The 25223-nt window shown below is 54.6% G+C and carries 19 protein-coding genes and 2 tRNA genes; 5 read left to right on the plus strand and 16 right to left on the minus strand.

Going from position 1 to position 25223, the window contains the following annotated elements; genetic code table 11:
* Positions 1-268 precede the first annotated feature (268 nt).
* A complete protein-coding gene (locus CWE23_RS02865) occupies positions 269-1777 on the plus strand; it encodes a methyl-accepting chemotaxis protein (RefSeq protein ID WP_126819370.1) in 1509 nt (502 codons plus the stop codon).
* On the opposite strand, the gene CWE23_RS02870 is transcribed toward CWE23_RS02865, so the two are convergent.
* From CWE23_RS02870 to gltB, 6 genes are all read right to left on the minus strand, one after another.
* Complete coding sequence (locus CWE23_RS02870; protein ID WP_126819372.1) at positions 1774-2178, minus strand: hypothetical protein; 405 nt, start codon at positions 2176-2178, stop codon at positions 1774-1776. The two genes, CWE23_RS02865 and CWE23_RS02870, sit on opposite strands and share 4 nt — an antisense overlap.
* A 396-nt stretch (positions 2179-2574) precedes the next feature.
* Entirely contained in the window at positions 2575-4479 is a 1905-nt protein-coding gene (locus CWE23_RS02875; protein WP_126819374.1) for a PilZ domain-containing protein, read from the minus strand.
* Between the two features lie 89 nt (positions 4480-4568).
* On the minus strand, positions 4569-7247 hold the full coding sequence (locus CWE23_RS02880) for a putative bifunctional diguanylate cyclase/phosphodiesterase (RefSeq protein WP_126819376.1): 2679 nt from the start codon (positions 7245-7247) through the stop codon (positions 4569-4571).
* Between the two features lie 120 nt (positions 7248-7367).
* Entirely contained in the window at positions 7368-8210 is an 843-nt protein-coding gene (locus CWE23_RS02885) for an SDR family oxidoreductase (protein WP_126819378.1), read from the minus strand.
* 39 nt (positions 8211-8249) lie between these two features.
* Positions 8250-9674: an FAD-dependent oxidoreductase gene (locus CWE23_RS02890; RefSeq protein WP_126819379.1), complete on the minus strand. Its 1425-nt coding sequence runs from the start codon at positions 9672-9674 to the stop codon at positions 8250-8252.
* Complete coding sequence (gene gltB, locus CWE23_RS02895; RefSeq protein ID WP_126819381.1) at positions 9674-14152, minus strand: glutamate synthase large subunit; 4479 nt, start codon at positions 14150-14152, stop codon at positions 9674-9676. The genes CWE23_RS02890 and gltB overlap by 1 nt, the downstream gene beginning before the upstream one ends.
* 192 nt (positions 14153-14344) lie before the next feature.
* On the opposite strand from gltB, the gene CWE23_RS02900 reads away from it, so the two are divergent.
* Genes CWE23_RS02900 through CWE23_RS02915 form a run of 4 tightly spaced genes read left to right on the plus strand, consistent with a single transcriptional unit; the run spans position 14345 to position 17311 of the window.
* Positions 14345-14749 (plus strand): c-type cytochrome, encoded by a 405-nt coding sequence (locus CWE23_RS02900; RefSeq protein ID WP_241970513.1) that lies wholly within the window; start codon positions 14345-14347, stop codon positions 14747-14749.
* Positions 14750-14792: 43 nt separating this feature from the next.
* Complete coding sequence (locus CWE23_RS02905) at positions 14793-15941, plus strand: multicopper oxidase domain-containing protein (protein ID WP_126819382.1); 1149 nt, start codon at positions 14793-14795, stop codon at positions 15939-15941.
* Between the two features lie 9 nt (positions 15942-15950).
* On the plus strand, positions 15951-16712 hold the full coding sequence (locus tag CWE23_RS02910; RefSeq protein ID WP_126819384.1) for a formylglycine-generating enzyme family protein: 762 nt from the start codon (positions 15951-15953) through the stop codon (positions 16710-16712).
* Positions 16709-17311, plus strand: coding sequence for an SCO family protein (locus CWE23_RS02915; protein WP_126819386.1), 603 nt, complete (start codon positions 16709-16711; stop codon positions 17309-17311). Before CWE23_RS02910 ends, CWE23_RS02915 begins: the two co-directional genes overlap by 4 nt.
* Before the next feature lie 448 nt (positions 17312-17759).
* Here CWE23_RS02915 and nadA read toward each other — a convergent pair whose 3' ends face one another.
* The 10 genes from nadA to ybgC all read right to left on the minus strand — a co-directional run bounded on the left by nadA (position 17760) and on the right by ybgC (position 24864).
* The gene (gene nadA, locus CWE23_RS02920; RefSeq protein WP_105305892.1) at positions 17760-18800 is read right to left on the minus strand and encodes a quinolinate synthase NadA; all 1041 of its coding nucleotides are present in this window, start codon (positions 18798-18800) and stop codon (positions 17760-17762) included.
* Between the two features lie 379 nt (positions 18801-19179).
* Positions 19180-19255: transfer RNA gene (locus tag CWE23_RS02925), tRNA-Lys, on the minus strand.
* 52 nt (positions 19256-19307) lie between these two features.
* Positions 19308-19383, minus strand: a tRNA-Lys gene (locus tag CWE23_RS02930).
* 164 nt (positions 19384-19547) lie between these two features.
* On the minus strand, positions 19548-20318 hold the full coding sequence (gene ybgF, locus CWE23_RS02935; RefSeq protein WP_126819834.1) for a tol-pal system protein YbgF: 771 nt from the start codon (positions 20316-20318) through the stop codon (positions 19548-19550).
* A gap of 28 nt (positions 20319-20346) precedes the next feature.
* Positions 20347-20889: a peptidoglycan-associated lipoprotein Pal gene (gene pal, locus CWE23_RS02940; RefSeq protein ID WP_105305891.1), complete on the minus strand. Its 543-nt coding sequence runs from the start codon at positions 20887-20889 to the stop codon at positions 20347-20349.
* A gap of 56 nt (positions 20890-20945) precedes the next feature.
* Positions 20946-22295 carry a Tol-Pal system beta propeller repeat protein TolB gene (tolB, locus tag CWE23_RS02945; protein WP_105305890.1) on the minus strand — a complete coding sequence of 450 codons (1350 nt, stop codon included), beginning with the start codon at positions 22293-22295 and terminating at the stop codon, positions 20946-20948.
* Between the two features lie 13 nt (positions 22296-22308).
* A complete protein-coding gene (gene tolA, locus CWE23_RS02950) occupies positions 22309-23241 on the minus strand; it encodes a cell envelope integrity protein TolA (protein ID WP_241970515.1) in 933 nt (310 codons plus the stop codon).
* Between the two features lie 2 nt (positions 23242-23243).
* Complete coding sequence (tolR, locus tag CWE23_RS02955; protein ID WP_187346289.1) at positions 23244-23666, minus strand: protein TolR; 423 nt, start codon at positions 23664-23666, stop codon at positions 23244-23246.
* 2 nt (positions 23667-23668) lie between these two features.
* Complete coding sequence (gene tolQ, locus CWE23_RS02960) at positions 23669-24385, minus strand: protein TolQ (RefSeq protein ID WP_126819388.1); 717 nt, start codon at positions 24383-24385, stop codon at positions 23669-23671.
* A 68-nt stretch (positions 24386-24453) separates the two neighbouring features.
* Positions 24454-24864, minus strand: a complete 411-nt coding sequence (ybgC, locus tag CWE23_RS02965; protein WP_126819389.1) for a tol-pal system-associated acyl-CoA thioesterase — start codon at positions 24862-24864, stop codon at positions 24454-24456.
* Positions 24865-25223 lie beyond the last annotated feature (359 nt).

A 25223-nucleotide genomic window follows, 5' to 3' on the forward strand; every position in this document is an offset into this window, starting at 1 on the left:
CTCATCGCAGTAGCTTGCGCCTTAGGCGCAAGCCATAACTTGACTTTTGTTAACAACTGTATGAAGTTTAAGTAATCCAGATGAAATATGACGTCAGTCGACGTAAATAATCAGCAAGTCCAGACCCCAACGCACACAAGGCTTGTCGCGAAAAATCTGTTTTTAAACGTTCTAATTACTAGAATATTACAGTTGATTTAATCGAAAACAGGTGTAGCGTTTATTCAAGTATTCATCGTTTACCAGTACAAACTTGGAAGCCAACACTATGAATAACCACATCAATTGGGATGAGGATACGGTTTTTGTTTTTAGCCTTGATACGAATAATCAACTGACCTACTGCCCGGAAAACATACAGGGGTTAATGCAAACGGATAAAGCCTCCCTGCTGAAAAAACCCCTTAACAGCCTACTCGACACCGATCAACTGCCCGACTACGTCCTCGACGAACTAAAAACCTCGCTAAGCCGCGAAGTTCCGTGGCGTGCCATTATTCCCTTTCGAGTTCCCGGCCGCGGCACCGTCTGGTTTGATGTGCTGGTGCGCGCCATTTTCCGTGGCGGTAAAGTCACCGGTAGCCAATGGCTGATGTACAAAGCCGAGCAGGAACACGCGGAAAAGGCCAGTCAGGTCTATCGCAGTAAAGGCCAGGCCCTTTATAGCCGGCTGGAAACGCCCTTACTGCTGGCATTGGTAGCCGTCGTAGCAGTAGCCTCGTCACTGCTCATTCATCCGCTGACCTTTATACCGGTACTGATTGCGGCCTTGATACCGCTGCTGAAGCTGCGCAGTAATAAACACTGGGAAAAAGCCCTCGATCAGGCCGACGGCGCCACCGCCAAAAGCCAGCACCGAATATTCGGCAGCGAATCACCGCTGGGTAAAGCCATGTACGAACTCGCCCTGCGTGACTCGTCGCTATTAGCACTCACCTCGCGTCTGGACGAAGGCAACAAAGTGCTGGCGGAATCCGTCAACACCACCGCAGAAAACGCCGCGCAAACCGCCGATGCCACCGAAAAAACCGTTTCTGAAATCGACCAGATCGCCGCCTCGATGGAAGAAATGGGTCAGACCGTGGATGAAATCGCTCTGAACGCCAACGACTCATCCAACGCCTGCGGCGAAGTCAGCGAGCAAACCAAAAGCGCGGCGCGCTTTATCTCTGACAGCAGCAAGAAAATTTCCACCCTGGTTGAGGAAGTATCACGCAGCGCCGAACAAACCGAAGAGCTGTCGCGCAACGCCGATTCGGTCAAAGAGGTCAGCGAGCAGATTGACGCCATTGCCGAGCAAACCAACCTGCTGGCGTTAAATGCCGCCATCGAAAGTGCCCGCGCCGGTGAACATGGCCGCGGCTTCTCCGTGGTTGCCGACGAAGTCCGGTCGCTATCGCAGAAAACCCAGGAAGCGGTGGATAAAATCGAAGCAACGGTTAATCGCATGACCACCGCCATGGGTGCCTGGCGCGAGAAGATGTATCAACAGCGCGCACTGGCCGAAGAATGCGGAGAATTAGGCCGCAAGTCCGAACAACAGGTGTATGAAGTGTCCGAAGCCGTGACCGCCATCAACGACCGCATGACGCAAATCGCGGTAGCCGCCGAACAGCACACCAGCGCGGTATCGGAAGTGAAAGAAAGCATGATGTCGATAAACGACAACGTTCGCGGTGCCAACAAACTCAGCCGCGACACCGAAGGCGAAGTCAAAGCCATCAAAACCCGGCTGCGGGAGTTCCGCTCACTGGTCGAGGCGTTTGAGGAAGATTAAGCGTTGCCCTGTTGGATCAACGCCGTGGCATACGTCAGGTAGGCGTCAACGGCGTTGTAGGCACTGGCGTTTAACAACTTGGTGGTATTCACCCGGCTTTTGCCAAGCCGCGCGGCCAGCGACTTGTGCGGTTCATCAGGGTGGGACAAATAGCAGCAAAGTACCAGTGCCTCGGTTTTGGTTAACGACGACAGGTGCGCATCAAACAGCTTAATGGTCACGCTCAGATGCCGCTCTAACTCAGGTTGCGACGAGGAAAACTGAAACAACTCGGATTTCATTTGTTCCAACCGATTCCCAGAGCGGACAAAAGCATCGCCGGTTGAGCTTTTGACGTTGTCGCGGAGTTTATCGATGGCGCCCACAGCGATACTATGGCGGACACCCACCTGCTCGGCCAATAAGGTTAAGCGAATTAAAGCTGCGAACCGACAATATCGCCGGTAATCACCGCCGCAAGAGGCGTCGCCATAGCCAACCTACCGTTTAATGTTTAATCAACACTCTTAAAAGTAACTAAATAGAGTTACTGAAATCGGTTATGAGATTCAACCTGAATATGCTGAAGTATTAGATAAACGCAGGATTGGCGGATAATGGTATACCAACTCGCTTTATTCATACTGCAACTTGCCGGCTCGTTAAACAAGCAAAAATGCCAATGCGGTTAGCCGATATCCATTCAGGACTTCACGCCCTTGAATTGGCCAAAAGTACGTTTAATGATGCTAAGTTTTGTCCACACTGTTGTATCGATAATCAGAAAACCACCCAAAAGACCAGTAAACAAAAGCTTCTTACGCGCTCATGGCCAGTCGCAGCAACGGCGCTGTCACATCCTGCACGCCGATGACGGCGTCGATGGACTTGATCTGCCGCTCGAGGGTTTTGGCACGGTGCGGCAGATAGCTTTGCACGTAGTTTAGATCGTCGCGCAAAACTTTGATGGCCGGCCGGCTGCAGCGATACAGCTCGACGTTTACCGCCAACAGCTTTTTCTGCTGATAGAGTTTTTGCATGTACAGGCTGGCTTCGTTAAAGCTGACAAAATCACTTAACCAGCGACCGTTGACGGTCGGTTCCTCATCACCGTCGCTCTGACTGAGGCGCAGCAACAGGGTTTTGGTTTTGGCGCTGTCACTGGGTTTGAGATCGTTAAGGCGCTGCAGCAACTCCTGCTCGAACTTTTCACCGCCGAGGATCTTATGGCTTTTGCTCAGCCACAGCTCGGGGTTCTGGAACCAACTAGGTAACCCGTGTTTAAACGGCATCAGCGCCGCCAGCCCGATGTCGCGTTGCAGATGCTGGTCCTGATGCACAAACAGCGCATTGCATAGGCCGCACTGGGTATAGAGCTGGATCAAACGCTGGTGTTCGCTGACCACTTTGGTGGCTTTTACGCCCTGGGTAAAAATTTGGTAGTTGCGCAGTGGCGCCAGCTTAAGCTCGGCGCTTTTGACCGTTTTCCAGGCCGGCAGCTCCAACTCGGACAGTAGCCCGACAAAGAATTTGTCGATGTGGCTATAGGTAACACTTAACACCAGCGACAGCACCGGATAGCCGGCGCGGCTTAATCCGGCAAGGATGTTTTTTATCGCCGGCTGCTGACGCATGGCCGAGCCGGGGATGGCAAACTGCCGCAATACGCCTTTAACCGGAAGCTGCACAAAGTAAAACGGTATTTGCAGCCGCGTCTGCTCGCTCTGGCCTCTTAGCTTAGCCAGTTTAAGGCGTATCCAGCGTTCGTTGATGAGGCCATTAAACAGCAACGGCTGCTGGCGGCAAATCTGCTCGAGCAGATCCTGGTTGCTCTGGGTTTTTATCGCGTAGGCGGCTTTTTCGGGCATGCCGTTAAACACCAGCGGAATGCCCTGCTGCGCCTGCAGCCATTGCATTTCATGGCCTTTCGAGCGAACCGTGTGGATGACGTGATCAACGTTCACCTTGTAGCGGTATTTGTAGCCGTTGAGCAAGCCGCTGAGCAGTTTATCCAGGGCATCAGCACCGGCCAGCGCCCGCCGCCGCAGTCGTAAATAGTTGTGGTTATCCTTTTTGTGGGTACCGAGCACCTGGTATTCGTAGGCGCGGGTGCCGTTAAAGACAAACTCGGAGGCCAGCCCGGTGTGGTACACCGACACCCGTTGCTGCTGCAGCTTTTGCACCGGGATGGTGCCGGGCAGCTTCAATTGCATGCCCTGCAATGAGATATCAACGGTGACCGCTTTGAATTTAGCCGGCTTACCGTCGATGGTGGTTTTTACCACCACATCGGTGACGAAGTTCATGCGCTCTTCGCTGCGACGGTAATAGCGCCCCAGCACGAAACTGCCCAGTTTACTGCCGTCATGGTCGGCGCGCTGTTTGTTGATGCGTTTTTGCTGCTGTTCTCGCACGTACTGCGTTATGGTACGGTAAGTTTCGGTAGTATAAACACCAAAATTCTTCTTAATACCTCGGTCAAATAACTCTTTTGCTTTGTCGTCAAGAAAGTGAATACGTCCTTGGTATTCATAGGTTTCGATCGGACCCGGCACTTTGCGCCGTAGATCGATTGCCTGGCTTGCAGGCTTGGTCAAATCGTTAAGACGAAGCTTTAGCTGTAATTTTTGTGGACCACTGAGGTGTGATGTTTTCTCATTGAATACTTGTTCAAAACGCCTCGAGTGAACCAACGGTTTTAGTTCATTGATCAGCTTTTGCATGTTTAGCTTTTGACGACACTATAATTTAACAGAATAGTAACATAGTCAATTAGCGATTATATTGCAATACTCAACAAAGTGATGAAACATTACCCTAAATCTATCAATTTGACAGACATCAACTGCTGCTTCAAAGACTCAAGGTCGCAAGGCTTACTGAAGTAATACCCTTGCATCGCATCACAGCCTTTCTTGCTGAAAAAGGCTTTTTGCTCGGCGGTTTCGATGCCCTCGATGATGATGTGTTTGTTGACCGCCTTCAGCAGACTCAGGATCGACTCCAGCAGCGGATAATGACCATTGGCCGACGTTACTTCGCGGGTAAATATGCGATCCAGCTTTATGATGTCGACCGGCAGTTTGCTGATGTACGCCAGGCTCGAGTAACCGGTACCAAAGTCATCGATGGCAATTTTCACGCCGCGCTCGCGCAGCAGTGCCAGTTTGTCGCTGATCAGCCGCAAGTCGGTTAAGGCGATGCTTTCGGTCAGCTCCAGATGGAGCTTGTCGTATGGGAATTTCACGTGCTCGATTTGCGAGTTCAGTTCTGCCAGTACCGCTTTATGCTGAAACTGTTGCGATGACAGGTTGATGGCCAGCGATACGCCATAGGCTTCGCACAGCGGTTTGATCTCCCGCAGCGCCTGCTCCTGAATTTGCCGGCCCAACTGAATGATTTGCCCGGTTTGTTCGGCAATGGGAATAAACACCATCGGTGACACCCAATGGCCGTCACTGCGCTGCCAGCGCGCTAACGCCTCAACCGACTCGATACGGCCACTGGCGGCGTTAATGATCGGCTGATAATGCACGGTGATTTGCCGCTGATCGAGTGCGTCCTGTAACTGGTTACGCAACATCAGCGCTTGCTCGTAATGGCGTGCCATGTACTCACGATAGGTGCGATAGCTGTTGCCGCCACTGGCTTTGGCACTGCTCATGGCAACATCGGCGCGCTGGATGACCTCACTGGCGTCGAGCTCAGAGTTGTCGATTTTATAAATGCCGATACTGGCGGTCAGCGACAGCGAGAATTCTTCGATGACCAGCCGCTCGCGCACCCGCATCAGCAGGTTTTTGGCGTAAATCTGGCTGTCAAAGCGGGCGCGATATTCGACAAAAACAATAAATTCGTCGCTGCTGAAACGCCCGAACCACACCCCTTTACCGGCGTCACCGCTTAAGCGCAGGGCAACTTCCTTGAGCACCAGGTTACCGATTCGAAACCCAAGGCTGTCGTTGATGGGTTTAAAACCGTCCAGGTCGATAAAGAACACCCAACCCGGTTGCTCGTATTCCTGCATGCAACTGTTGATGCGCTTTTCGATAAACAGCCGTCGGTACAGCTGCGTTACGTCATCGCGTGTCGCAAGGTTGGTCAGCGTTTCGTCCTGCTCTTTAATGCGGCGGTTACTGGCCAGTGCAAAGCCCATGATGGTGGCAAAAATAGCGCCGGCTAACAGTACCAGTTGTTTTACCCGGATTGACTGTAGAAAGCTGCTGTAGTCAGTCAATACCGCATAAAGACTCAACGGGTAGCCGTTGCTGAGTTTGTACGCGTATTCCACCACCACGGTACTGTCGCTGATGATGCGTTCCAGTTCCTCACTGTTGTCCGGTAACGACCGGGTGGACAACAGGCTGTCATTACGTAACCGGATGACGTTACTGAATTCGTCGGCCATATCGCCGGACAGTTTACTGAGCACCAGCTCCATATCGAAGAAATACAGCGCTTGCAGCGGGTCGCCCGCGTCGTCCGCCCGGAACCCCAACACCACACTGCGATGCTGACGGTTGGAGCTGTTCTCGATGCTGATTTGGTCGCTGAGGTTTAACCGCCAGGTCTGAAATTCCGGCTGCATGATGTGCTCATAATTGGCACCGGCTTTACTGCCGCTGTGCCAACGAATGTCATCGCCTTGTAACAACATGACCGCATCCAGCAGCGGGAAGTCGTCGTACAAGCGCTGGCTTTCTTCGACCAGTGTGTTAAAACGCGGTTGTGGCGCTGCGATAACCCGCTCGGCCAACCGACTGAGGGTGCCGTAATGGTTCGTGAACGCGGTATTGATCGCGCGCCCGGTCTGCTCGGCCGACACCCGGCCGCGCTGCTCCAGCGACTGCAGTAATGAACCAGACTGATAAAACCACAGGCCGGCCACACAGGTACAGACCGCAATGATGGCTGCCGAACTGGCGCGCCAGGTTAGGCGGGCGTTTCTAACGTCGATTTTATGCCACAGTAGCGGCGTCACCCCAACGACCACCATCATCAGCCCGTACACCGACACCTCAAACAGGTTCGACTGCGCGGATACGATGTCATTGAAGGCCCACAGCTTGACCACGTAGTACACACCGAGCAGCGTACAGAATAAGGCGCTGGGCACGCAGATCATCCAGCAGTGTTTGAACGCCCGGTAACAGAGGAAACTTAATGACAGCACGCCCAAATTAAGCGCCATTAACGGCGGGATTTGATGGTAGCCGGGGTCGATATCGCGCAGCACACCGAACAGCATCATCAGCGAGTACAGTAGCAGGAGAGCACCGCACAGACGCAGTAAGGCACGCATGTTTAGGGTACCGGCAATCAGTGCGCCACCGACCAGCAAACCGGTAAACGCCGAAAAAAAGTCGAACAGCGGCAGTTGATTGAACAGTGGCGTAATAAAGGAAACAACAATGCCTATCACGCCAAGCAGTGTTGTGAGCACGCCCGCGGTCAGCGCATAAGAGGCTAAAAAGGTTTTATTCAGTCGCATGACCTACTGCTCCAGATTACCGCATTGCGGCCATCCTATTGGGCTGTAGGAAAAATCGCTATCCGTACTAATACGTATTTTTAATAAAAGTTATAGACGCAACAGTAGGCGGGATAAACGCTACAGTGAATCCTTGAGCATTGCCTGGTAGCCGCTTTTAAAGTCGGGATGTTTTAAGCTAAAACCGCTGGCCCGCAGTTTTTTGTTGTTGCAACGTTTGGACCCTCTGGGTCCCGGCCCCGGTTCAACCTCGGAGGACACTTCCAGTTGCAGTTGATGCGCCAGCCATTGGTACACTTCGTACTGTTTGGTTGGGGCGTCGTCGCTGAGCAGGTAGAGTGGCGCGCGTTTCTCGGGATTCTTAACGATGAACTCAATAAAGCGCGCGACATCGTCCTGATGAATGCGGTTGGTCCAGCTGTCGCGCAGAGTCACGTTGTGTTGTTGCAATTGCCGCAGCAGAAAGTCCCGCCCCTCGCCGTAAATACCGCTGCAGCGCAAAATGGTGCTGGTGACCGGTAAATCGGCGATCAGCCGCTCCGCCTGCAACAGCATCTTACCGGCGTCACTGTCGGGCTTGGTCGGCGAGTCTTCGTCCACCCATTCGCCCTTTTGCTGGCCATAAACGCCGGTGCTGGACAGATAAATGACATACGGTGAGTAGTCCAGCCCGTTGATGACGTGCTGCAAATGCCGGCACGGCACCACGTAACCCTGACGATAGCCTTCGGCGCTGTATTCCGACGGCGTCAGGGTCACCAGAATGGCACCGTATTCGCGCCGGTAGAGCAGTTTTTTCAGATCCTGCTCGTTACCGGCATCGGCGGCGATCAGCTCGACGCCGTTGATGTGCGGTTTATTGTCAGGGTGGCGACAAACGCCCACCACGTCATGCCCGTCTGCTGTCAGCAGCCGCGCCGCACGTTGTGCTATGTCGCCGTAACCAATCGCTAATATGTTCATGCCCCGAAAATAGCGCAAAGCCGGGGCAATAGCAATGACTTAGCGCGGTGCCTGATCGAGCCAGTCGAGGATGCCTTCGGCGGCGGTGCGCCCTTCAGCGATGGCGGTGACCACCAGGTCGGCGCCGCGCACCATATCACCGCCGGCAAAGATTTTCGGGTTACTGGTCTGCATACCGAATTCGCTGTCGCCGGTGGCAATGACGGTGCCCCAGTCGCTCAGCTTAACGCCGTGTTCGGCCAGCCACGCCGGCGGGTTGGGCTGATACCCAAAGGCAATGATGACGGCGCTGGCGGGCATCACAAATTCGGAACCGGAGACCGGCTGCGGCCGCCGCCGACCGTCTTCATCCGCCGGCCCCAGTTCGGTTTTTACCATGCGCACGCCGCTGACACGGCCATCATCGCCTTTGACGATTTCCAGCGGTTGCAGATTAAATTCAAACTGCACGCCTTCTTCACGGGCATTTTGCACTTCACGGCGCGAACCGGGCATGTTCTGCTCGTCGCGGCGGTAGGCACAGACCACCGAGCGGGCGCCCTGCCGAATGGAGGTGCGCACACAGTCCATGGCGGTATCACCACCGCCCAGCACCACCACCTGTTCGTTGTTGACGTCAATCAGCGGGTACTCACTCATTTGCTGTTGCAGTAAGCGTTGGGTGTTGCCGATCAAAAACGGTAAGGCCGGATAGACGCCGGGCGTATCCAGCCCCTGCAAACGGCCGTCCAGCGCTTTGTAGGTGCCGAGTGCGAGAAATACCGCGTCATGCTGCTGCAGCAGGTCCGCAAAATCAAGATCCCGACCGACGTCGACACCGAGCTTAAACTCGATGCCCATGTCGGTGAAAATTTCGCGGCGCAAGGTCATCACCGACTTATCCAGCTTAAACGGCGGAATGCCATAGGTCAGCAGGCCGCCGATTTCCGGGTAGCGGTCATACACCACCGGTTTGATGCCGTTACGTGCCAATACGTCGGCACAGGCCAGTCCGGCAGGGCCGGCACCGATGATGGCGACGTTTTCCGGACGCGGCTCAACCTCGGAGAGATCCGGCCGCCAGCCCTGGGCAAAGGCTTCGTCCACCATTTGCTTTTCGATGCTGCCGATGGTAACCGCACCAAAGCCGTCATTGAGTGTGCAGGCACCCTCGCAGAGGCGATCCTGCGGGCAGACGCGACCGCACACTTCCGGTAAAGAATTGGTTTTGTGCATCAGCTCGGCGGCTTCCAGCACCCGCCCTTCATTGGCCAGTTGCAGCCATTGCGGAATGTAATTGTGTACCGGGCACTGCCATTCACAATAGGGGTTGCCGCAGTCCAGACAGCGGTCGGCCTGACCCTGCAACTGGCGTTCGGACATTGGCTCGTAGATTTCCTTAAAGTCGATGCGCCGCTCGTCAACCGGGTGCTTGGGCGGATCGATTCGCTGTACGTCTAAAAACTGATAGATGTTCTTGTTCATTACATCACCTCGACCCGTAGTTCTGCGGTGGAGCGTGCACGATGGCCGAGTAACTCCTTAATGTTGGCACTTTTCGGTTTGACGATGTAAAACTCGCTGACCACGTGTTCGAAATCCTGCAGCAGTTGCTGCGAATAAGCGCTGCCGGTGGCTTCATGGTGTTCGTGGATCAAACCGCGTAAATGTTCTTTGATGATGGGGGCGTCAACAGCTACGGCTTCCACCAGTTCGTGGTTCAGACGGCGGTGCAGATCGCCGTCACTGTCGCGCAGATAGGCGAAACCACCGGTCATGCCGGCACCGAAGTTGATGCCGCAACTGCCGAGCACAACGACGATACCGCCGGTCATGTATTCGCAGCCGTTGTCACCAATGCCTTCCACGACCGCGGTGGCACCGGAGTTGCGCACCGCAAAGCGTTCTCCGGCACAGCCGGCGGCGTAGAGTTTACCCCCGGTGGCACCGTACAGGCAGGTGTTCCCCATGATGGTCGCCTGTTGGCTCGGGTAACGCACACCGGCCGCTGGCTTGATGACGATAAGCCCGCCGGCCATGCCTTTACCGACGTAATCGTTGGCGTCGCCGCTTAGCCGCAGCTTCAGGCCGCCGGCATTAAAGGCACCGAAGCTTTGCCCTGCGGTACCGGTAAAGTCCAGAGTGATGGGCGCCGCGGCCATGCCCTGGTTACCGTGCCGTGAGGCGATAAAGCCGGACACCCGCGCTCCGACGGAGCGGTCGTCATTGCGGATCGGCAATGACCAACTGCCGCCGCTGCGTTGCTCGATGGCATCCTGCGTCAGCGCCAGCAGCCGTTGGTTTAAAGCGCCGCTGTCGTACGGCGGATTACTCTCGCTGCAATACAGACTGTGCGCCGAGCTGCTGCCGGCCGCCGCCAGCAGCGGGCTGAGATCCAGCTGTTGCTGACGCAAGGTGTCGCCGGACAGGCGTTTGAGCAAGTCGGTACGGCCAATGGCGTCGGTCAGTTTGCTGAGGCCGAGTTCGGCGAGGATCTGACGCACTTCTTCTGCGACAAATTCGAACAAGGTAATCACCCGCTCCGGCAGCCCGCGGAAAAATTCTTTGCGCAGAGTTTCGTCCTGCGTCGCCACACCGGTGGCACAGTTATTCAGGTGGCAGATACGTAAGTACTTACACCCGAGCGCGATCATCGGCGCGGTACCAAAGCCAAAGCTCTCGGCACCCAGGATGGCTGCCTTGACAATATCGACACCGGTTTTTAAGCCGCCGTCCACCTGCAGGCGAATTTTGTGGCGCAGGTTATTGGTCACCAGTGCCTGATGCACTTCGGCCAGCCCCAGTTCCCACGGCGAACCGGCGTATTTTACCGAGGTCAGCGGACTGGCACCGGTGCCGCCGTCGTAGCCCGAGACAGTAATGAGATCGGCATAAGCTTTGGCCACACCGGTGGCGATGGTGCCAATACCCGGCGTTGAAACCAGCTTAACGCTGACCAGAGCGTCGGGATTGACTTGTTTGAGGTCGAAAATCAGCTGCGCTAAATCCTCGATGGAATAAATATCGTGATGCGGTGGCGGCGAAATCAGCGTGGTGCCCGGTACCGCGTAGCGCAGTTGCGCGATTTCCGCGGTGACCTTTTCGCCCGGCAACTGACCGCCTTCGCCCGGCTTGGCGCCCTGGGCGACTTTTATTTGAATTACGTCGGCATTGATCAGGTAATGCGGTGTAACGCCGAAACGACCCGAAGCAACCTGTTTGATGCGCGAGTTTTTCAGGCTGTTGAAGCGTTTTGGATCTTCACCGCCCTCGCCGGAGTTAGAATGGCCGCCGATTTTATTCATGGCAATGGCGAGCGCCTCGTGGGCTTCGGCACTGAGCGCGCCAATCGACATGGCGGCGGTGTCGAAACGCTGGAACAATTGTTCTTTCGGCTCTACCCGGTTTAGCTCAATCGGCTGGCAGGCGCTGCGATCAAGCGCCAGCAAATCGCGCAGGTGGGTGACCGGGCGCTCGTTCACCAGTTTGGCGTAGGTGTCGTAGTCCTGCTGATTGCCGCTGGCGACGGCTTTTTGCAGGCTCATCACCACATCCGGATTGTAGGCGTGGTATTCACCGCCGTGGACGTATTTGAGCAGGCCGCCCTGCGGCAGCGGTTTGCGATGCAGCCAGGCGCGCTGATACACCTGTTGCAGATCCTGCTGCAGATCGCTGAAGGTCGCACCACCGATGCGTGCCGGGGCGTTGGCAAAACACAGCTCACGCACCTGTTGATCAAGGCCGACCACCTCAAACAGCGAGGCGCCGCGATAACCGGCAATGGTGGAAATACCCATTTTTGAGAGAATTTTCAGCAAGCCTTTATTGAGGCCGTTGCGGTAATTGATCAGCGCCTGCTGCAGTTCCAGATCCAGCCGCCGCTGTTGCACCAGCTGCTCGACGGTTTCATAGGCCAGATACGGGTACACCGCGGTCGCGCCCAGCCCCAGCAACACTGCCATGTGGTGCGGATCGCGGGCACTGGCGGTTTCGATGATGATGTTGGAGTCACAGCGCAGGTTGTTATCCACCAGCGCCTGCTGAACCGCGCCCACCGCCATCGCCGCCGGGATCATTAACTGACCTTGCTGCAAATCGCGGTCGGAAAGAATCACGATGACCACCTGCTCGTCGCGAACCGCCGTGATAGCGCTTTCAATTAATTGCGTCACCGCACCTTGTAAGTCATCGGCGCACCCTTCCTGACCGGCACCGAACGCCAGCGACAGGGTTTTGTGTTTGTAATGGGTCGGGTCCATCTCGCGCAGTTGCTTGAGATCCGTGTACATCAGGATCGGCGATTCGAACGCCACCCGGTCGGCGTCACCGGAGGCTTCGTTAAACACATTGTGCTCGCGGCCGATGATGGTTGCCAGCGACATCACGTGACGTTCCCGAATCGGGTCGATGGCCGGGTTGGTCACCTGGGCAAACTGTTGACGGAAAAAGTCGTACAGCAGCCGCGGTTGCTGCGACAGCACCGCCGTGGGGGTATCATCGCCCATCGAACCCACCGCTTCCTGAGCGTCTTTGGCCAGTACCGCGACCACCTGCTGCAGCTCTTCCTCGGTATAGAGGTTGGCTTTGTGCAACACCTTCATCATTTTGTCGTCGTACAAGCGCTCACCGATTTTATCGGCACTGCAACGTTCAAACGGCAACAGCGTACGGCGGTGCTGATCCAGCCATTGGCGGTAGGGGTGGCGGTCCTTTAATTCGTCTTCGATGGCCTGGTTATACCAAATGCGACCGGTGTAGGTGTCCACCGCCATCATCTGGCCGGGACCAAGGCGCCCTTTTTCCTGCACGTTGCGCTCGTCGTAATCCCAAATGCCCACTTCCGAGGCGATGGTCAGTACCCCGTCGTTGGTCAGTACATAGCGCGCCGGGCGCAAACCGTTTCGGTCAAGACAGCAGGCGACGTGCCGGCCGTTGCTCATGACCACCCCGGCCGGACCGTCCCAGGGTTCCATGTGCAGCGCGTTAAATTGATAGAAGGCGCGCATTTCTTCGCTCATGGTGTTATCGCCCTGCCACGCCGGCGGGATCAGCAACCGCATGGCGCGGAACAGATCCATACCGCCGGCCAGCAGCAGTTCCAGCATGTTATCCAGTGACGCCGAGTCGGAGCCGCTCATGGCCACGATCGGGGCTGCGTCCTGTAAATCCGGCAACAACGGGGTCTGCAACTTGTAAGCACGGGCTTTGGCCCACTGGCGGTTACCGCGGATGGTGTTGATTTCGCCGTTGTGGGCAAGAAAGCGGAACGGCTGTGCTAAGTGCCAGCGCGGCTGGGTATTGGTGGAAAAGCGCTGATGAAACAGACAAATGCTGGTTTTTAACGCCGGATCGGCCAGATCCGGAAAGTAGCGCGGCAGATCACCGGCCATCATCAGCCCTTTGTAAACCAGCAACAAGCTGGACAGCGAAGCAATGTAGAGGGTATCCGGGTCGCTGATGTGCTTTTCGACGCGGCGACGGGCCATGTACAGCCGTCGTTCGATGTCTTTTTTACGCCACCCCGGCGGCGCCGACACCAGTACTTGTTCGATCACCGGTTCTGATTGTTTGGCGCCCTCACCGAGCACGTCGTTGTTGGTCGGCACCTTACGCCAGCCGGTTACTTCGAGGGTTTCTTTCTGCAATTCCTGTTGGATCAGGGTACGGGCGGCTTCGCGCTGGTCGCGGTTGCGGGCAAAAAACACCGTACCGACAGCAAACTTTTTACTCAATCCCCAACCCTGGGCTTTGGCGTAATCGCGGAAAAACTGCTCCGGCATCTGCAGCAACAGCCCACAGCCGTCGCCGGTTTTACCGTCGGCGCCAATACCGCCACGGTGTTGCATACGGTCCAGTCCGGTTACGGCGGTACTGATGAGGTCATGACGGGCAGCGCCGTTGATGTCGGCAATTAAGCCGAAGCCACAGTTATCGCGCACGTCGTCATGCTGATACAAACTCATACAAAGCTCCAATGAATGATTATTCATTTAAGCTAGATTATCATGCGAAAGCTGTTAAATGTAATAGATTTGTTGAATAATCGCCATTATCCCCTTGGGAGTAGCCCCGGAATACTCCTTCATTTCACTCGCCAAATGCGCATAACGGCGTCATTTTAATGACATCTTTTGAACAACCTTAAAGGTGTCATCATGAGTCAATCTCCGAAATTATTTCGCTTTCTTGCTGTTGCTTCTGTCTGCGCCATGGGCCTGCTTACGGTTCTGCCGGCACCGGCTGCCGCTGCCGACGGTAAAGCGCTGTTTGCCAAGCATTGTCAGGCCTGTCACCAGGCCGGCGGTAAAGGCTTGAGCGGTGTGTTCCCGCCGCTGGCCGGTAACCCCAACCTGGTCGATCAGCCACAACGCATCATCGACGCGGTGCTGAAAGGTAAATCCGGTGCGCTGGAGGTTAACGGTGTTACTTACAACGGCTTTATGCCGCCAATGAACTACCTCAGCAATGACGATGTGGCGGCCATTGCCAACTACATCAATCTGGACTTAGCCGGTGGCCAGGAAAAAACCGATGCCGGCGCGGTAGCGTCTTTGCGCTAAATCAACTTTTGGTTATTTTTTCAACGACGAAAGGAATGTCATCATGAAAACAATCGCTTTATCCGCTCTTACTGCTGCGTTACTGGCAGCCGTTGTTCCAGCCAGCTATGCCAATGACAGCAAGCCGACCTTAGTGCACGACAGCGAATACGTCATCGACGGCCGCGTGTACGGTTTACCGGAAGCCAAGGTTTACCGCGAAGACTACAATGGCCCGGCGGTGGTAGGTGAGTATTTAACCGCGGTACCTCATTTGGCGAAACTGGATTATGTCGGTAATAAGACCCATGACGTGCGCGTTGATGTGTTCTCACAACAGGTCGAAGTCGCACCGGGCGTGAGCTATTCCGCATGGACCTTCGGCGGTACCGTACCAGGGCCGGTGTTGCACGTCCGCGAGGGTGACCGCGTGGTGTTCAAAATGAAAAACCGCTCCGACAAAGAAGTGGTGATCACCGAGCCGGTGAAAGACGGCGCCCCGTTCTTCAGCCAATTGCAGGCCAACCTGTATCAGAACAACAAGCCGGTGGTTAACCCAATGCCGCACTCCATGGACTTCCACAGCGGTACGGTAGCGGCCGAAGACAAATGGCGGACCATTTCGCCGGGCGAAACCATCGAGTTTGAATGGATTGCCAACTACCCGGGCACTTATATGTATCACTGCGGAACCTCCAGCGTGTTAATGCACACGGCGATGGGTCAGTACGGCGCCGTTGTGGTGTCACCGAAAGACGGTTATCCGACCGATGACGATGTCGACCACGAGTACGTGCTGGTGCAGTCCGAGCATTATCTGGAAGAAACGAACGGTCAGTACATTTACAACCACAGTGCCGCACTGGCTCGTGACCCAAGCCATGTCACCTTTAACGGCCATGTCGGTGCGCTGAGCGATACCCCGCTGCGCGCTAACGAAGGTGACCGCGTGCGTCTGCATGTGTTGAATGCTGGCCCGTCAGGTACTTCCAGCTTCCACGTGATCGGTGCCATTTTTGACCGCGTCTGGTACGAAGGCGATCCGCGAAACGAATGGTACGGCATGCAAACCGTGCTGCTGGGTGCCAGCAACAGCGCCACCATGGACTTTATCGTGCCGGAAGAAGGCGTCTATAAGCTGGTTGACCATGAGTTTGCCGATGCGGAACGCGGTGCTGCCGGTGCGTTAATTGCCGGTCCGCGCAAAGACTAGGAGGTAACGATGATGAAGTGGCTGGGCATAGGGTTATGTGCCGTGGCGTTCGCAGCACCTTTAATGGGTGCTGCCGAACCGGTAAAGATACCCGGCGGTTTGTTTGACACGCCGGTATTGCTCGACAGCGATACCCCGTCGATTGCGGTGGAGACGTTCTGGCTGGATGCCACCCCGGTCACTAACCATCAGTTTTTAACGTTTGTGCAGGCACAGCCGGACTGGCAACGCGGGAACATCGCCGCGTTGTTTCACGACGGTTCGTACTTGTCGCACTGGCCGGCCGACACGGTGATAACCGAGCAACAGCACGATGCACCGGTGACCTATGTGTCCTGGTTTGCCGCGCGGGCTTACTGTGAGGCACAGGGCGGACGCCTGCCGACGTTAAACGAATGGGAATACGCCTCGGTGCTGTACCGCCAGCAACAGGGCTTAACGGATGAGGATTATGCGCGCCAGTTGTTTGCCTGGTATTCCAACCCGGGCGCGTCGCAACAGCAGCCGGTGGCTGCCGATGCTCAGCAGTTGGCGCATATGCATGGCCGCATTAACGAGTGGGTGGAAGATTTCCAACTGCTGATTCAAAGTGGCGACGAAGTGGATGTGCTGTCCGGCTCCTGTGGCGACAGCGCGCGCTTTCTGGCGAAGTTTAATCAGGCCAATTACGCCACCTTCTTTCGTTATCAATCACGCAGCGACTACGCCGCGCAGAACACCACCAGTACGCTCGGTTTTCGTTGCGCCTACGACCAGAGGAATGAACCATGAAAACCTTAATATGGGCCGCTGCGGCCTCACTGAGTCTGTTGGCGCCGGCGATGGCGCAGGATCATAGCCATCATCAGCATCACAGCCAGCCTCCGCAGGCGGCCGAGCCGATGGCGGAGCATTCGGTGTATCAGTTACAGGGTCAGTGGACGACGCAGTTGGGTCAGTCACTGGCGTTACGGGATTTACAGGGCCAGCCGGCCATCGTTACGTTGTTTTACGGCAGTTGCACCACCGCCTGCCCGGTGCTGGTGAATGACGTTAAGCGGCTGTATCAGTTACTGGACCCGCAACTGCAACAGCAGGTGCGGTTGGTGATGGTCAGTCTGGACAGTGAGCGGGATACGCCGGAGGTGATGCGCGCCTATACCGAGAACTATGGGCTGGACAACGACCGTTGGTTATTCCTGCACGGCAATGACGCCGACATTCGTGGTCTGGCGACGGTGCTGGGGGTGCGTTACCGCAAGCGTGACGACGGCAATTTTGACCACAGTAATCTGGTGACGGTACTGGACCGCGAAGGCCGCGTGTCGTTCCGTGTTGAAGGTCTGGCACAACCGATGGAAAAAGCCGCCGCGCATTTGAACGCCCTGTAGCGTGCGCCTCCGGCGCACGTTGTTAAAACGTTTCACCGCAGAGGCCGCTGAGAGCGCGGAGAAAACCTCTTAATATGGAAAACCTAATCGTTCCGGCTTTGGTTTTGAGGGCGGGCGATGTGTCCACCACCAGCACCGGTGGTGATATGGTCCGGGAAGCTATTCGTTTTAAAATTAAAAACCTCTGCGCTCTCCGTGCCCTCTGCAGTGAACATAAAAGATCTTTTCACCGCAGAGGCCGCTGAGAGCGCGGAGAAAACCTCTTAATATGGAAAACCCAATCGTTCCGGCTTTGGTTTTGAAGGCGGGCCAAGCGCCCACCACCAGCACCGGTGGTGATATGGTCCGGGAAGCTGTTCGTTTTAAAATTAAAAACCTCTGCGCTCTCCGTGCCCTCAGCGGTGAACATAAAAGATCTTTTCACCGCAGAGGCCGCCAAAGGCGCGACCTACTTCAGGGTGGCGCTGAAGGCGAGCATTCGGTCGAGTGGGATCATTGCCTGCTTACCCAGCTCTGCATCGACATGAATCTCGTGGCTTTCGCCACCGTGTTCCAACGCTTCGGCGATCGCAACCAGGCCGTTCATGGCCATCCAAGGGCAGTGTGCACAACTGCGGCACGTGGCACCGTTACCGGCTGTTGGCGCTTCCAGGAAGGTCTTGTGCGGCTGCAACTGCTGCATTTTATAGAAAATACCGCGGTCGGTGGCGACGATAAAGGTATCGTTCGGCAGTTCCTGGCTGGCTTTGATCAACTGCGACGTTGAACCCACCGCATCGGCCATATCAACGATGTTCTGTGGCGATTCCGGGTGTACCAGAATGGCCGCGTCCGGGTGGACTTTTTTCAGATCCAGCAGCGCTTTCGCTTTAAACTCGTCATGCACCACACACGCACCCTGCCACATCACCATATCGGCACCGGTTTGCTTCTGAATGTAGTTACCCAGATGACGGTCAGGCCCCCACAGGATCTTCTCGCCCTTACTGTCCAGGTGCTCAACCAGTTCCAGCGCCATGCTGGAGGTCACTACCCAGTCGGCACGGGCTTTTACCGCCGCCGAGGTATTGGCGTAAACCACCACGGTACGGTCCGGATGCTCATCACAGAACGCCGAGAACTTATCCGGCGGGCAACCCAGGTCCAGCGAACATTCGGCTTTCAGCGTTGGCATCAGCACGGTTTTCTGCGGCGTCAGAATTTTTGCGGTTTCACCCATAAAGCGAACGCCGGCAACGATCAGCGTCTGTGCTTCGTGATCACGGCCGAAACGCGCCATCTCCAGTGAGTCGGCAACACAACCGCCGGTTTCTTCAGCCAGTGACTGGATTTCCGGGTCGGTGTAATAGTGCGCGACCAGCACGGCGTTACGCTGCTGTAATAATTCTTTAATCTTGGCACGGTATTGTGCTTTTTGTTCATCGGATAATGGCTTCGGCTTGGCCGGAAAAGCGTAATCCAATGTATCTAGGGTCTGAATTGCTGACATACTACCTACATCGCTGTTTCGGGTGTTATCTATACGTTGGGTTCATTATAGCGGATTTCAATGGGGTTTACAGCTTGGCGCCGCCTGCGGCGGCTTGCTTAGCGGCACGTGCTTAGCTGTGCCTTGCTTGGCGTGTGCTTCACCCACTTGCCTGGCGGCGCGAAGCGCCTTGCATAAAGCCGTTACTTGCGCCTACGGCGCAAGAAGGCTTGTCGCGCTGCAAGCGCGACTCACCGGTGTTTGCAAGCGCCTTGGGCGCGCCAGGCAAGCGGGCGAAGACCGCGCCGAGCTAGCTGCGAGCGCAGCAAGCAGCTTCAGGCAAACCGCCAAAGGCGGTGCCAAGCGCTAAAGGCTTAAGCGGAATCTTGATAAAGGGAAATGGTGGGTTGTGCAGGATTCGAACCTGCGACCAATTGATTAAAAGTCAACTGCTCTACCAACTGAGCTAACAACCCATATTCAGATTTGTTCTTGTGCCAGCCGCACAAACTACACTTGAAGAGAACGTGGTGGGTTGTGCAGGATTCGAACCTGCGACCAATTGATTAAAAGTCAACTGCTCTACCAACTGAGCTAACAACCCACATTTAAAACGCCGCTGCCAATAACCTGGTTACAAGTACCGAAAAGACTGCGCTTTTCTCCTTGGCAACGGCGGCATAGTTTACTTAAATAACACTGTGATGCAACTGATAATTTCAGTTTTTTGTTCGACTGCTTATTTCGCCAGCAGTTGTTACCTAACTGTTACTGCTTAAGACGCTGTTTGGCTAAATTTGCCTCAGTACTATCCGGGTATTCTTCCACCACTTGCTGATAATACTGCTTAGCATCGGCTGACTTACCCTGCTCTGACGCAATCACACCCAGCTTCAGAATACAGTCCGCGCGTTTGTTGCTCTCAGGGAAGTCCTTAACCACCGTCTCAAAATGCTGTTTGGCGGCATCGTATTGCTGCTGCGCAAACTGCAACTGACCTAACCAATAATGCGCGTTAGGCAGATAACTGGAGTTAGGGAACTGTTCGACAAACTGCTCAAACGCCGGTATCGCCGCATCGTAGCGCTTGTCTTCCAGCACCAATGCAATGGCACGATCGTAGGCATCGTTTTCGCTAAGGTTTGACGAATAACCGTTAGACGACGAGCTACCGGAATCGGTATTGACCGGAACTTGCTGTGCCGTGCTGAAATTACTGCCTGAACTGTTGCCCTGGCTATTCAGCTGGCTGAAGCGGCGGTCGATTTCCTGATAGATCTCGCGCTGACGTTGCAGTAACTGCTCCAGACGGTATTCGTGTTCTTCGGTGATACCGCGCAGTTCAGCGACGTCCTGCTGCAGGTTATTGAGTTGATTCAGCATCTCGAGTTGCGCACCCTGGCGGGCTTCCATCATTCGTTCGATGGTAGCCAGGCGCTGTTCCAGCGAGCCTGCTGAGTCGGAAAGACTAGACACTGGTGCCTGTGCCAGTGAAACACCTGGCACCAGTATCGCTATCGCAATAAGCGTTTTTTTCAACATCGTTGAATACGGCTACTAACAGTGATTAGTAAACAAGAACGGCACGACGGTTTTTCGCGTATGCGCTCTCAGTAGAGGCATTAACCATCGGCTTTTCTTCACCGTAAGATACGGTTGAGATTTGTGAGTCCTGAACACCCAGGTTTTCCAGGTAGCTCTGAACCGCTTTGGCACGACGCTCGCCCAACGCGATGTTGTACTCAGGTGTACCGCGCTCGTCGGCGTGACCTTCGATAACGACGCTGACGTTCGGGTTTTTCACCAGGTAATCTGCGTGTGCAGCTAACAACTCAGCGTACTCAGACTGGATGTTTGATTTATCAAATGCGAAGTAGACGATGTGCTCTTTACGCAGCGCTTCCATCTGCTCTTCACGGATTTCTTCAGGTGTCTTCTGACGGTCCGCAGCACCAACCTGAACACCTGATCCTGAGTCCTGGTCAGACGCTTCGTTAGTCTGCTGACCTGAGCCTGCACCGGCGTCAGTAGACTGGTTAGAGCTACAAGCGGCCAAAGTTGCCATTGGTACAGCAATTGCCAGAGCTTTTAAGAGTTTGTTCAGCTGCATCCTTTTAATCCTTATATTTTCGAGTCAAACCAAGTGGTTTATTGTATTGCAAATTACTACATAAAGGGTGACCAGGACGGCGACTTAACTTCACCATCCGATGCCGGTAACCGGGCCTTAAAGCGACCATCCGTCGATACCAGCGCCAACACCTGCTTATCATTATGGGTCGTGCTGTAAATCACCATACTGCCGTTTGGCGCAATGCTTGGCGATTCGTCCAAAAACGTTTTGGTCAGCACTTGCATGGTACCCCGTGGAAACTCTTGGCGAGCGATGTGATAGTTGCCGCGGGTGCGATTGACCAAAATCATCGAATCACCGCTTGGCGCAACTGTACCACCTAAGTTTTGCTCACCTTCGAACGTTAACCGGCGTACCTGACCTGAATCTAAATTTACGCTATAAAGTTGTGGTCTGCCACCCCTTTCTGACGTAAATACCAGCGATTTACTGTCAGGCGTCCAACTAGGCTCGGTATCAATCGTACGATTCCGTGTCACACGTTGCAAGTTTTTAGTCGCCAGGTCCATCACGTACAGTTCCGGGTTGCCGTCTTTCGACAATACCATCGCCATTTTCTTACCGTCCGGCGAGAATACCGGGTTACCGTTGATGCCCGGGAACGAGGTTAATTTTTCCCGACGCGTCGTGTAAATGTCCTGAATGAAAATTTCTGCGGTTTCGTTCTCGAAACTGACATAAGCCAACTTATTGCCGTCCGGAGACCACGACGGTGACATCAATGGTTCCGGGCTACGCAGTAATATTTTTTCATTGGCGCCATCGTAGTCCGCGACCATCAGTTTGTAGGGATACTGGTCGTCATGATTGACGGTAACGTAGGCGATGCGGGTCATGAACGCGCCGCGTTCGCCCGTTAAGGCCTCGTAGACGACGTCCGAAATGCGGTGCGAGTACTGACGGAACTGATCACCGTCGATGACCGAGCTACGGGCATCAAGAATGTGGTCGTTACTTTTTACCAGTTGACCGTCGCGCAGCATTTGCGCGTTACCGCCGGTGATTTGTCCGCGCAGCACGTCCACCAACTGAAATTTGACCATGTAACGGTCGACCGAATAGGGTTCAATGGTGCCCATCAACACCGCTTCAACGCCCAGTTTCGCCCAGGCGGAATAATCCAGCTCGCCGTCGTTCGCCGGTTGCTGTGGCATTGCCGACTGCGGGATCGGATTAAATTTACCGCTGCGGGTTAGGTCGGCGGCGATGACATCGGTCAGATTTCCCGGAGCCGGGCCGTCACCCAGCCATTTAAAAGGTACAACCGCAATCGGTCTGGCGGTGTCCATACCTTCGGTAATGACGATCTCCAGGACGCCGGCTCGGGCGCTGGCAGTCAGCACGAAGAAAAACAACAATGTGTTGATTAACAGCTTTTTCATGGTTCACCTTAAGTTACAACTGCGGTTTAACAGTTAGTTTGATGGTACTCATTTGTTCATAAATCTCAGGATCTTCCGACACCGGTAAAGTGGTTGCCTTCAACACCGCATTTTCGGCTGAGCGACACACCGCCGGGTCACCGGCGCCGGTGGTCACGCTTTTCACAAAACCACTGGGCGCTACGCTGATGGTCAATTCGCACGACTTACCGCTCATTGACTCGTCGACGTTCCAGTTGCGCTGAATGGTCTGTCGGATCAGCGCCTGATATTTCTCGATTTCGCTGAGCATCTGCTGACGACGTGCGGCGGCACGGCGCTCACGCTCGGCTTCCATTTCTTTTTGCAGTTGCGCTTCTCGCTCAGCCGCTTTACGACGCTCCTCTTCCAGGCGTTTACGTTCTTCCTCGCGGCGTTTGCGCTCTTCTTCCGCCCGACGCTCGGCTTCTTCAGCGGCCTTACGGCGCTCTTCTGCTGCTTTCGCGGCTTCTTCCGCTTTACGTCGTTCTTCCGCCAGTTTTTCCGCTTCTTTACGGGCTTGTTCGGCGGCACGACGAGCTTCTGCGGCTTCCTGACGTTCGCGCTCCTGCTGCTGCTCGATTTCACGGCGACGCTGTTCTTCACGTTCACGCGCTTTACGAGCGGCTTCCGCTTTGCGTTCTAATTCGGCAATGCGTTGTTGTTCGGCACGGCGTTCGGCTTCTTTTTGCTCTTTGATGCGCTGGACCTGTTGTTCAACCGCGGCCTTATCCACCGATACCGCCTGCACCACCTCGTCGGGCTGCTGCTGGAACTCTGATTCACTCAGACTCACTTCCATCGGTGTTGGTTCCTTTGGTGTGAATTCAAAACTGAATAACAACACCGCACCAATGGCCAGGTGTATGCCGATGGAGTAAACCAGCGGTAAAGTAATACTGTCTGTGCCTGGTACTTTTTTCGCCACAACTAATTTTCCGAAGAGTCTGTCATAAGGCCAACCGAGGGCACGCCTGCTTTTTGCAGTAACACCATCAGTTGCACCACCTGGTTATAGGACACCGCCCCGTCACCGTTGACCATTACCGGTGTGTCCGGCTCGACCTGCAACTGTGCGGCCACCAACGTCGCCACTTCCTGCGCGCTGATCGGCTGATCCGGGTTGGTGTTCTGATTGAGATAATAATTCCCCTCGGCATCTACCGAGGCCACCAGCGGTGGCTTAGAGTCTTTTGCCAGCGGTTCCGAGGACGCTTTTGGCAGTTCTACCTTAACGCCCTGCGTGATCAGCGGCGCCGTTACCATAAAGATGATCAACAGCACCAACATCACGTCGATGTAGGGTACGACGTTAATTTCCGCGACCGGCTTACGGCGTTTGCGCGGCATCACCATCATAGCGCAGGGTCCTCGCTTTTGCTGTTACCGTTAGCACTTTGTGCCAGCGCCTGACGCTGCAAAATGGCAATGAACTCGTCGATGAAGTTCATGTAATGGTTATCGACCTTTTCTACCCGGTTAACATAGCGGTTATAGGCAATGACCGCCGGAATCGCGGCAAACAGACCCATGGCCGTAGCGATCAGAGCCTCGGCAATACCCGGTGCTACCATCGCCAGCGTGGCTTGTTCAACTGCACCAAGGGCGATAAAGGCGTTCATGATTCCCCACACGGTACCAAACAAGCCGATGTAAGGGCTGATCGAACCGATGGTGGCCAGAATACCCAGGTTGTTCTCGAGTTTTTCCAACTCCCGCGCGTGGGCAACACGCATCGCGCGGAACGCCCCTTCAACGGTCGCCTGCGGGTTAGAGCCCTGATAATTGCGCAAGCGCGCGAATTCTTTAAAGCCGGCGTGGAACAGCAGTTCCATGCCTTTGGCATTTTTTGCGCGGGCTGAAATTTCCTGATACAGACGTGCCAAATCGACACCGGACCAAAAACGATCTTCAAACTTCAGCGCGTCTTTGTTGGCGGTGGCAATCACCTTTTTACGCTGGAAAATCAGCACCCAACCCCATACTGACATGGCCAACAGCATGATCATGACCAACTTCACCAGCAGGCTTGCCTGCCAGAACAAATCAATAAAGGATAATTCTGTTTCCACGCTATGTAACCCTCTGTTGTGACCGTTGTGCGTGCTACTTAGGCACTTCGTTATTTCGTCCGGCTGGTTTAGCCCAGTGCCGCGCTGATCGCCGTATGAATCGGCTCTGGCATGGCAACCGCGCGCATCGCCTGCTTATCCACACAGGCTGCTTTTACCGTTGCCTGGCAGTGCAGCTGCCCCTGTTTGCCCAACACCCGCTGGGTAAAAATGATGGAGGCGCGCTTTAGCTGTTCGACCTTAACCGTGACCGTCAGTTCAGCGTTAAAACGAACCGCTTCGCGCAGGTCCAGTTCCACCTGTCTGACGACGAAGGCTCTATTGTGATCTAACCAGCTGTCCTGTTCAATCCCTAAAGACCTTAACCATTCGGTGCGGGCGCGCTCAAGGAATTTGAGATAATTCGCATAATAAACGATACCACCAGCATCTGTGTCTTCGTAATAAACCCGTATTGGCCACTCAAAGTGCTCGTTCATATTGGACAAAACCCCTAAAAATGACAACTTTGTCACATTTGCTCCCGGAGCCTTTAAAAGTTGGACTGAGCAATTTCTCAGCAGACTTTTTTTTATGACAAAATTGAAACAATTAAAATTCAGATAGTTGTTTTTTAACGAATTTTTTCGTTTGTTGAAAAAATGTTGGTCTTTTTTTCACCGTTTGTTACAACCGTCGGATTACTAAAACTAATTTGAAAGTGCAATTTTTCTTGTTTGATACAGCGCAATTTAGCCGTATAATAGCCATCAAATCGAAGAGACAGAGTTTGGTTGTCACTATTTCTGAGTTTTTTTGATTTGGTTCCCTGGATTTTTTTAACTTCCTTCTTGTTGTT

Origin of the sequence: Idiomarina aquatica (assembly GCF_003987185.1) — a bacterium.
In the GTDB taxonomy this organism is placed as follows: Bacteria; Pseudomonadota; Gammaproteobacteria; order Enterobacterales; family Alteromonadaceae; genus Idiomarina; species Idiomarina aquatica.

Bases quoted from the DNA above. Each gene is read 5' to 3' on its own strand.
- CWE23_RS02865 (WP_126819370.1), top strand. From the start codon at position 269: ATGAATAACCACATCAATTGGGATGAGGATACGGTTTTTGTTTTTAGC.
- CWE23_RS02875 (WP_126819374.1), bottom strand. From the start codon at position 4,479: ATGCAAAAGCTGATCAATGAACTAAAACCGTTGGTTCACTCGAGGCGT.
- CWE23_RS02880 (WP_126819376.1), bottom strand. From the start codon at position 7,247: ATGCGACTGAATAAAACCTTTTTAGCCTCTTATGCGCTGACCGCGGGC.
- CWE23_RS02885 (WP_126819378.1), bottom strand. From the start codon at position 8,210: ATGAACATATTAGCGATTGGTTACGGCGACATAGCACAACGTGCGGCG.
- CWE23_RS02890 (WP_126819379.1), bottom strand. From the start codon at position 9,674: ATGAACAAGAACATCTATCAGTTTTTAGACGTACAGCGAATCGATCCG.
- gltB (WP_126819381.1), bottom strand. From the start codon at position 14,152: ATGAGTTTGTATCAGCATGACGACGTGCGCGATAACTGTGGCTTCGGC.
- CWE23_RS02900 (WP_241970513.1), top strand. From the start codon at position 14,345: ATGAGTCAATCTCCGAAATTATTTCGCTTTCTTGCTGTTGCTTCTGTC.
- CWE23_RS02905 (WP_126819382.1), top strand. From the start codon at position 14,793: ATGAAAACAATCGCTTTATCCGCTCTTACTGCTGCGTTACTGGCAGCC.
- CWE23_RS02910 (WP_126819384.1), top strand. From the start codon at position 15,951: ATGATGAAGTGGCTGGGCATAGGGTTATGTGCCGTGGCGTTCGCAGCA.
- CWE23_RS02915 (WP_126819386.1), top strand. From the start codon at position 16,709: ATGAAAACCTTAATATGGGCCGCTGCGGCCTCACTGAGTCTGTTGGCG.
- nadA (WP_105305892.1), bottom strand. From the start codon at position 18,800: ATGTCAGCAATTCAGACCCTAGATACATTGGATTACGCTTTTCCGGCC.
- pal (WP_105305891.1), bottom strand. From the start codon at position 20,889: ATGCAGCTGAACAAACTCTTAAAAGCTCTGGCAATTGCTGTACCAATG.
- tolB (WP_105305890.1), bottom strand. From the start codon at position 22,295: ATGAAAAAGCTGTTAATCAACACATTGTTGTTTTTCTTCGTGCTGACT.
- ybgC (WP_126819389.1), bottom strand. From the start codon at position 24,864: ATGAACGAGCACTTTGAGTGGCCAATACGGGTTTATTACGAAGACACA.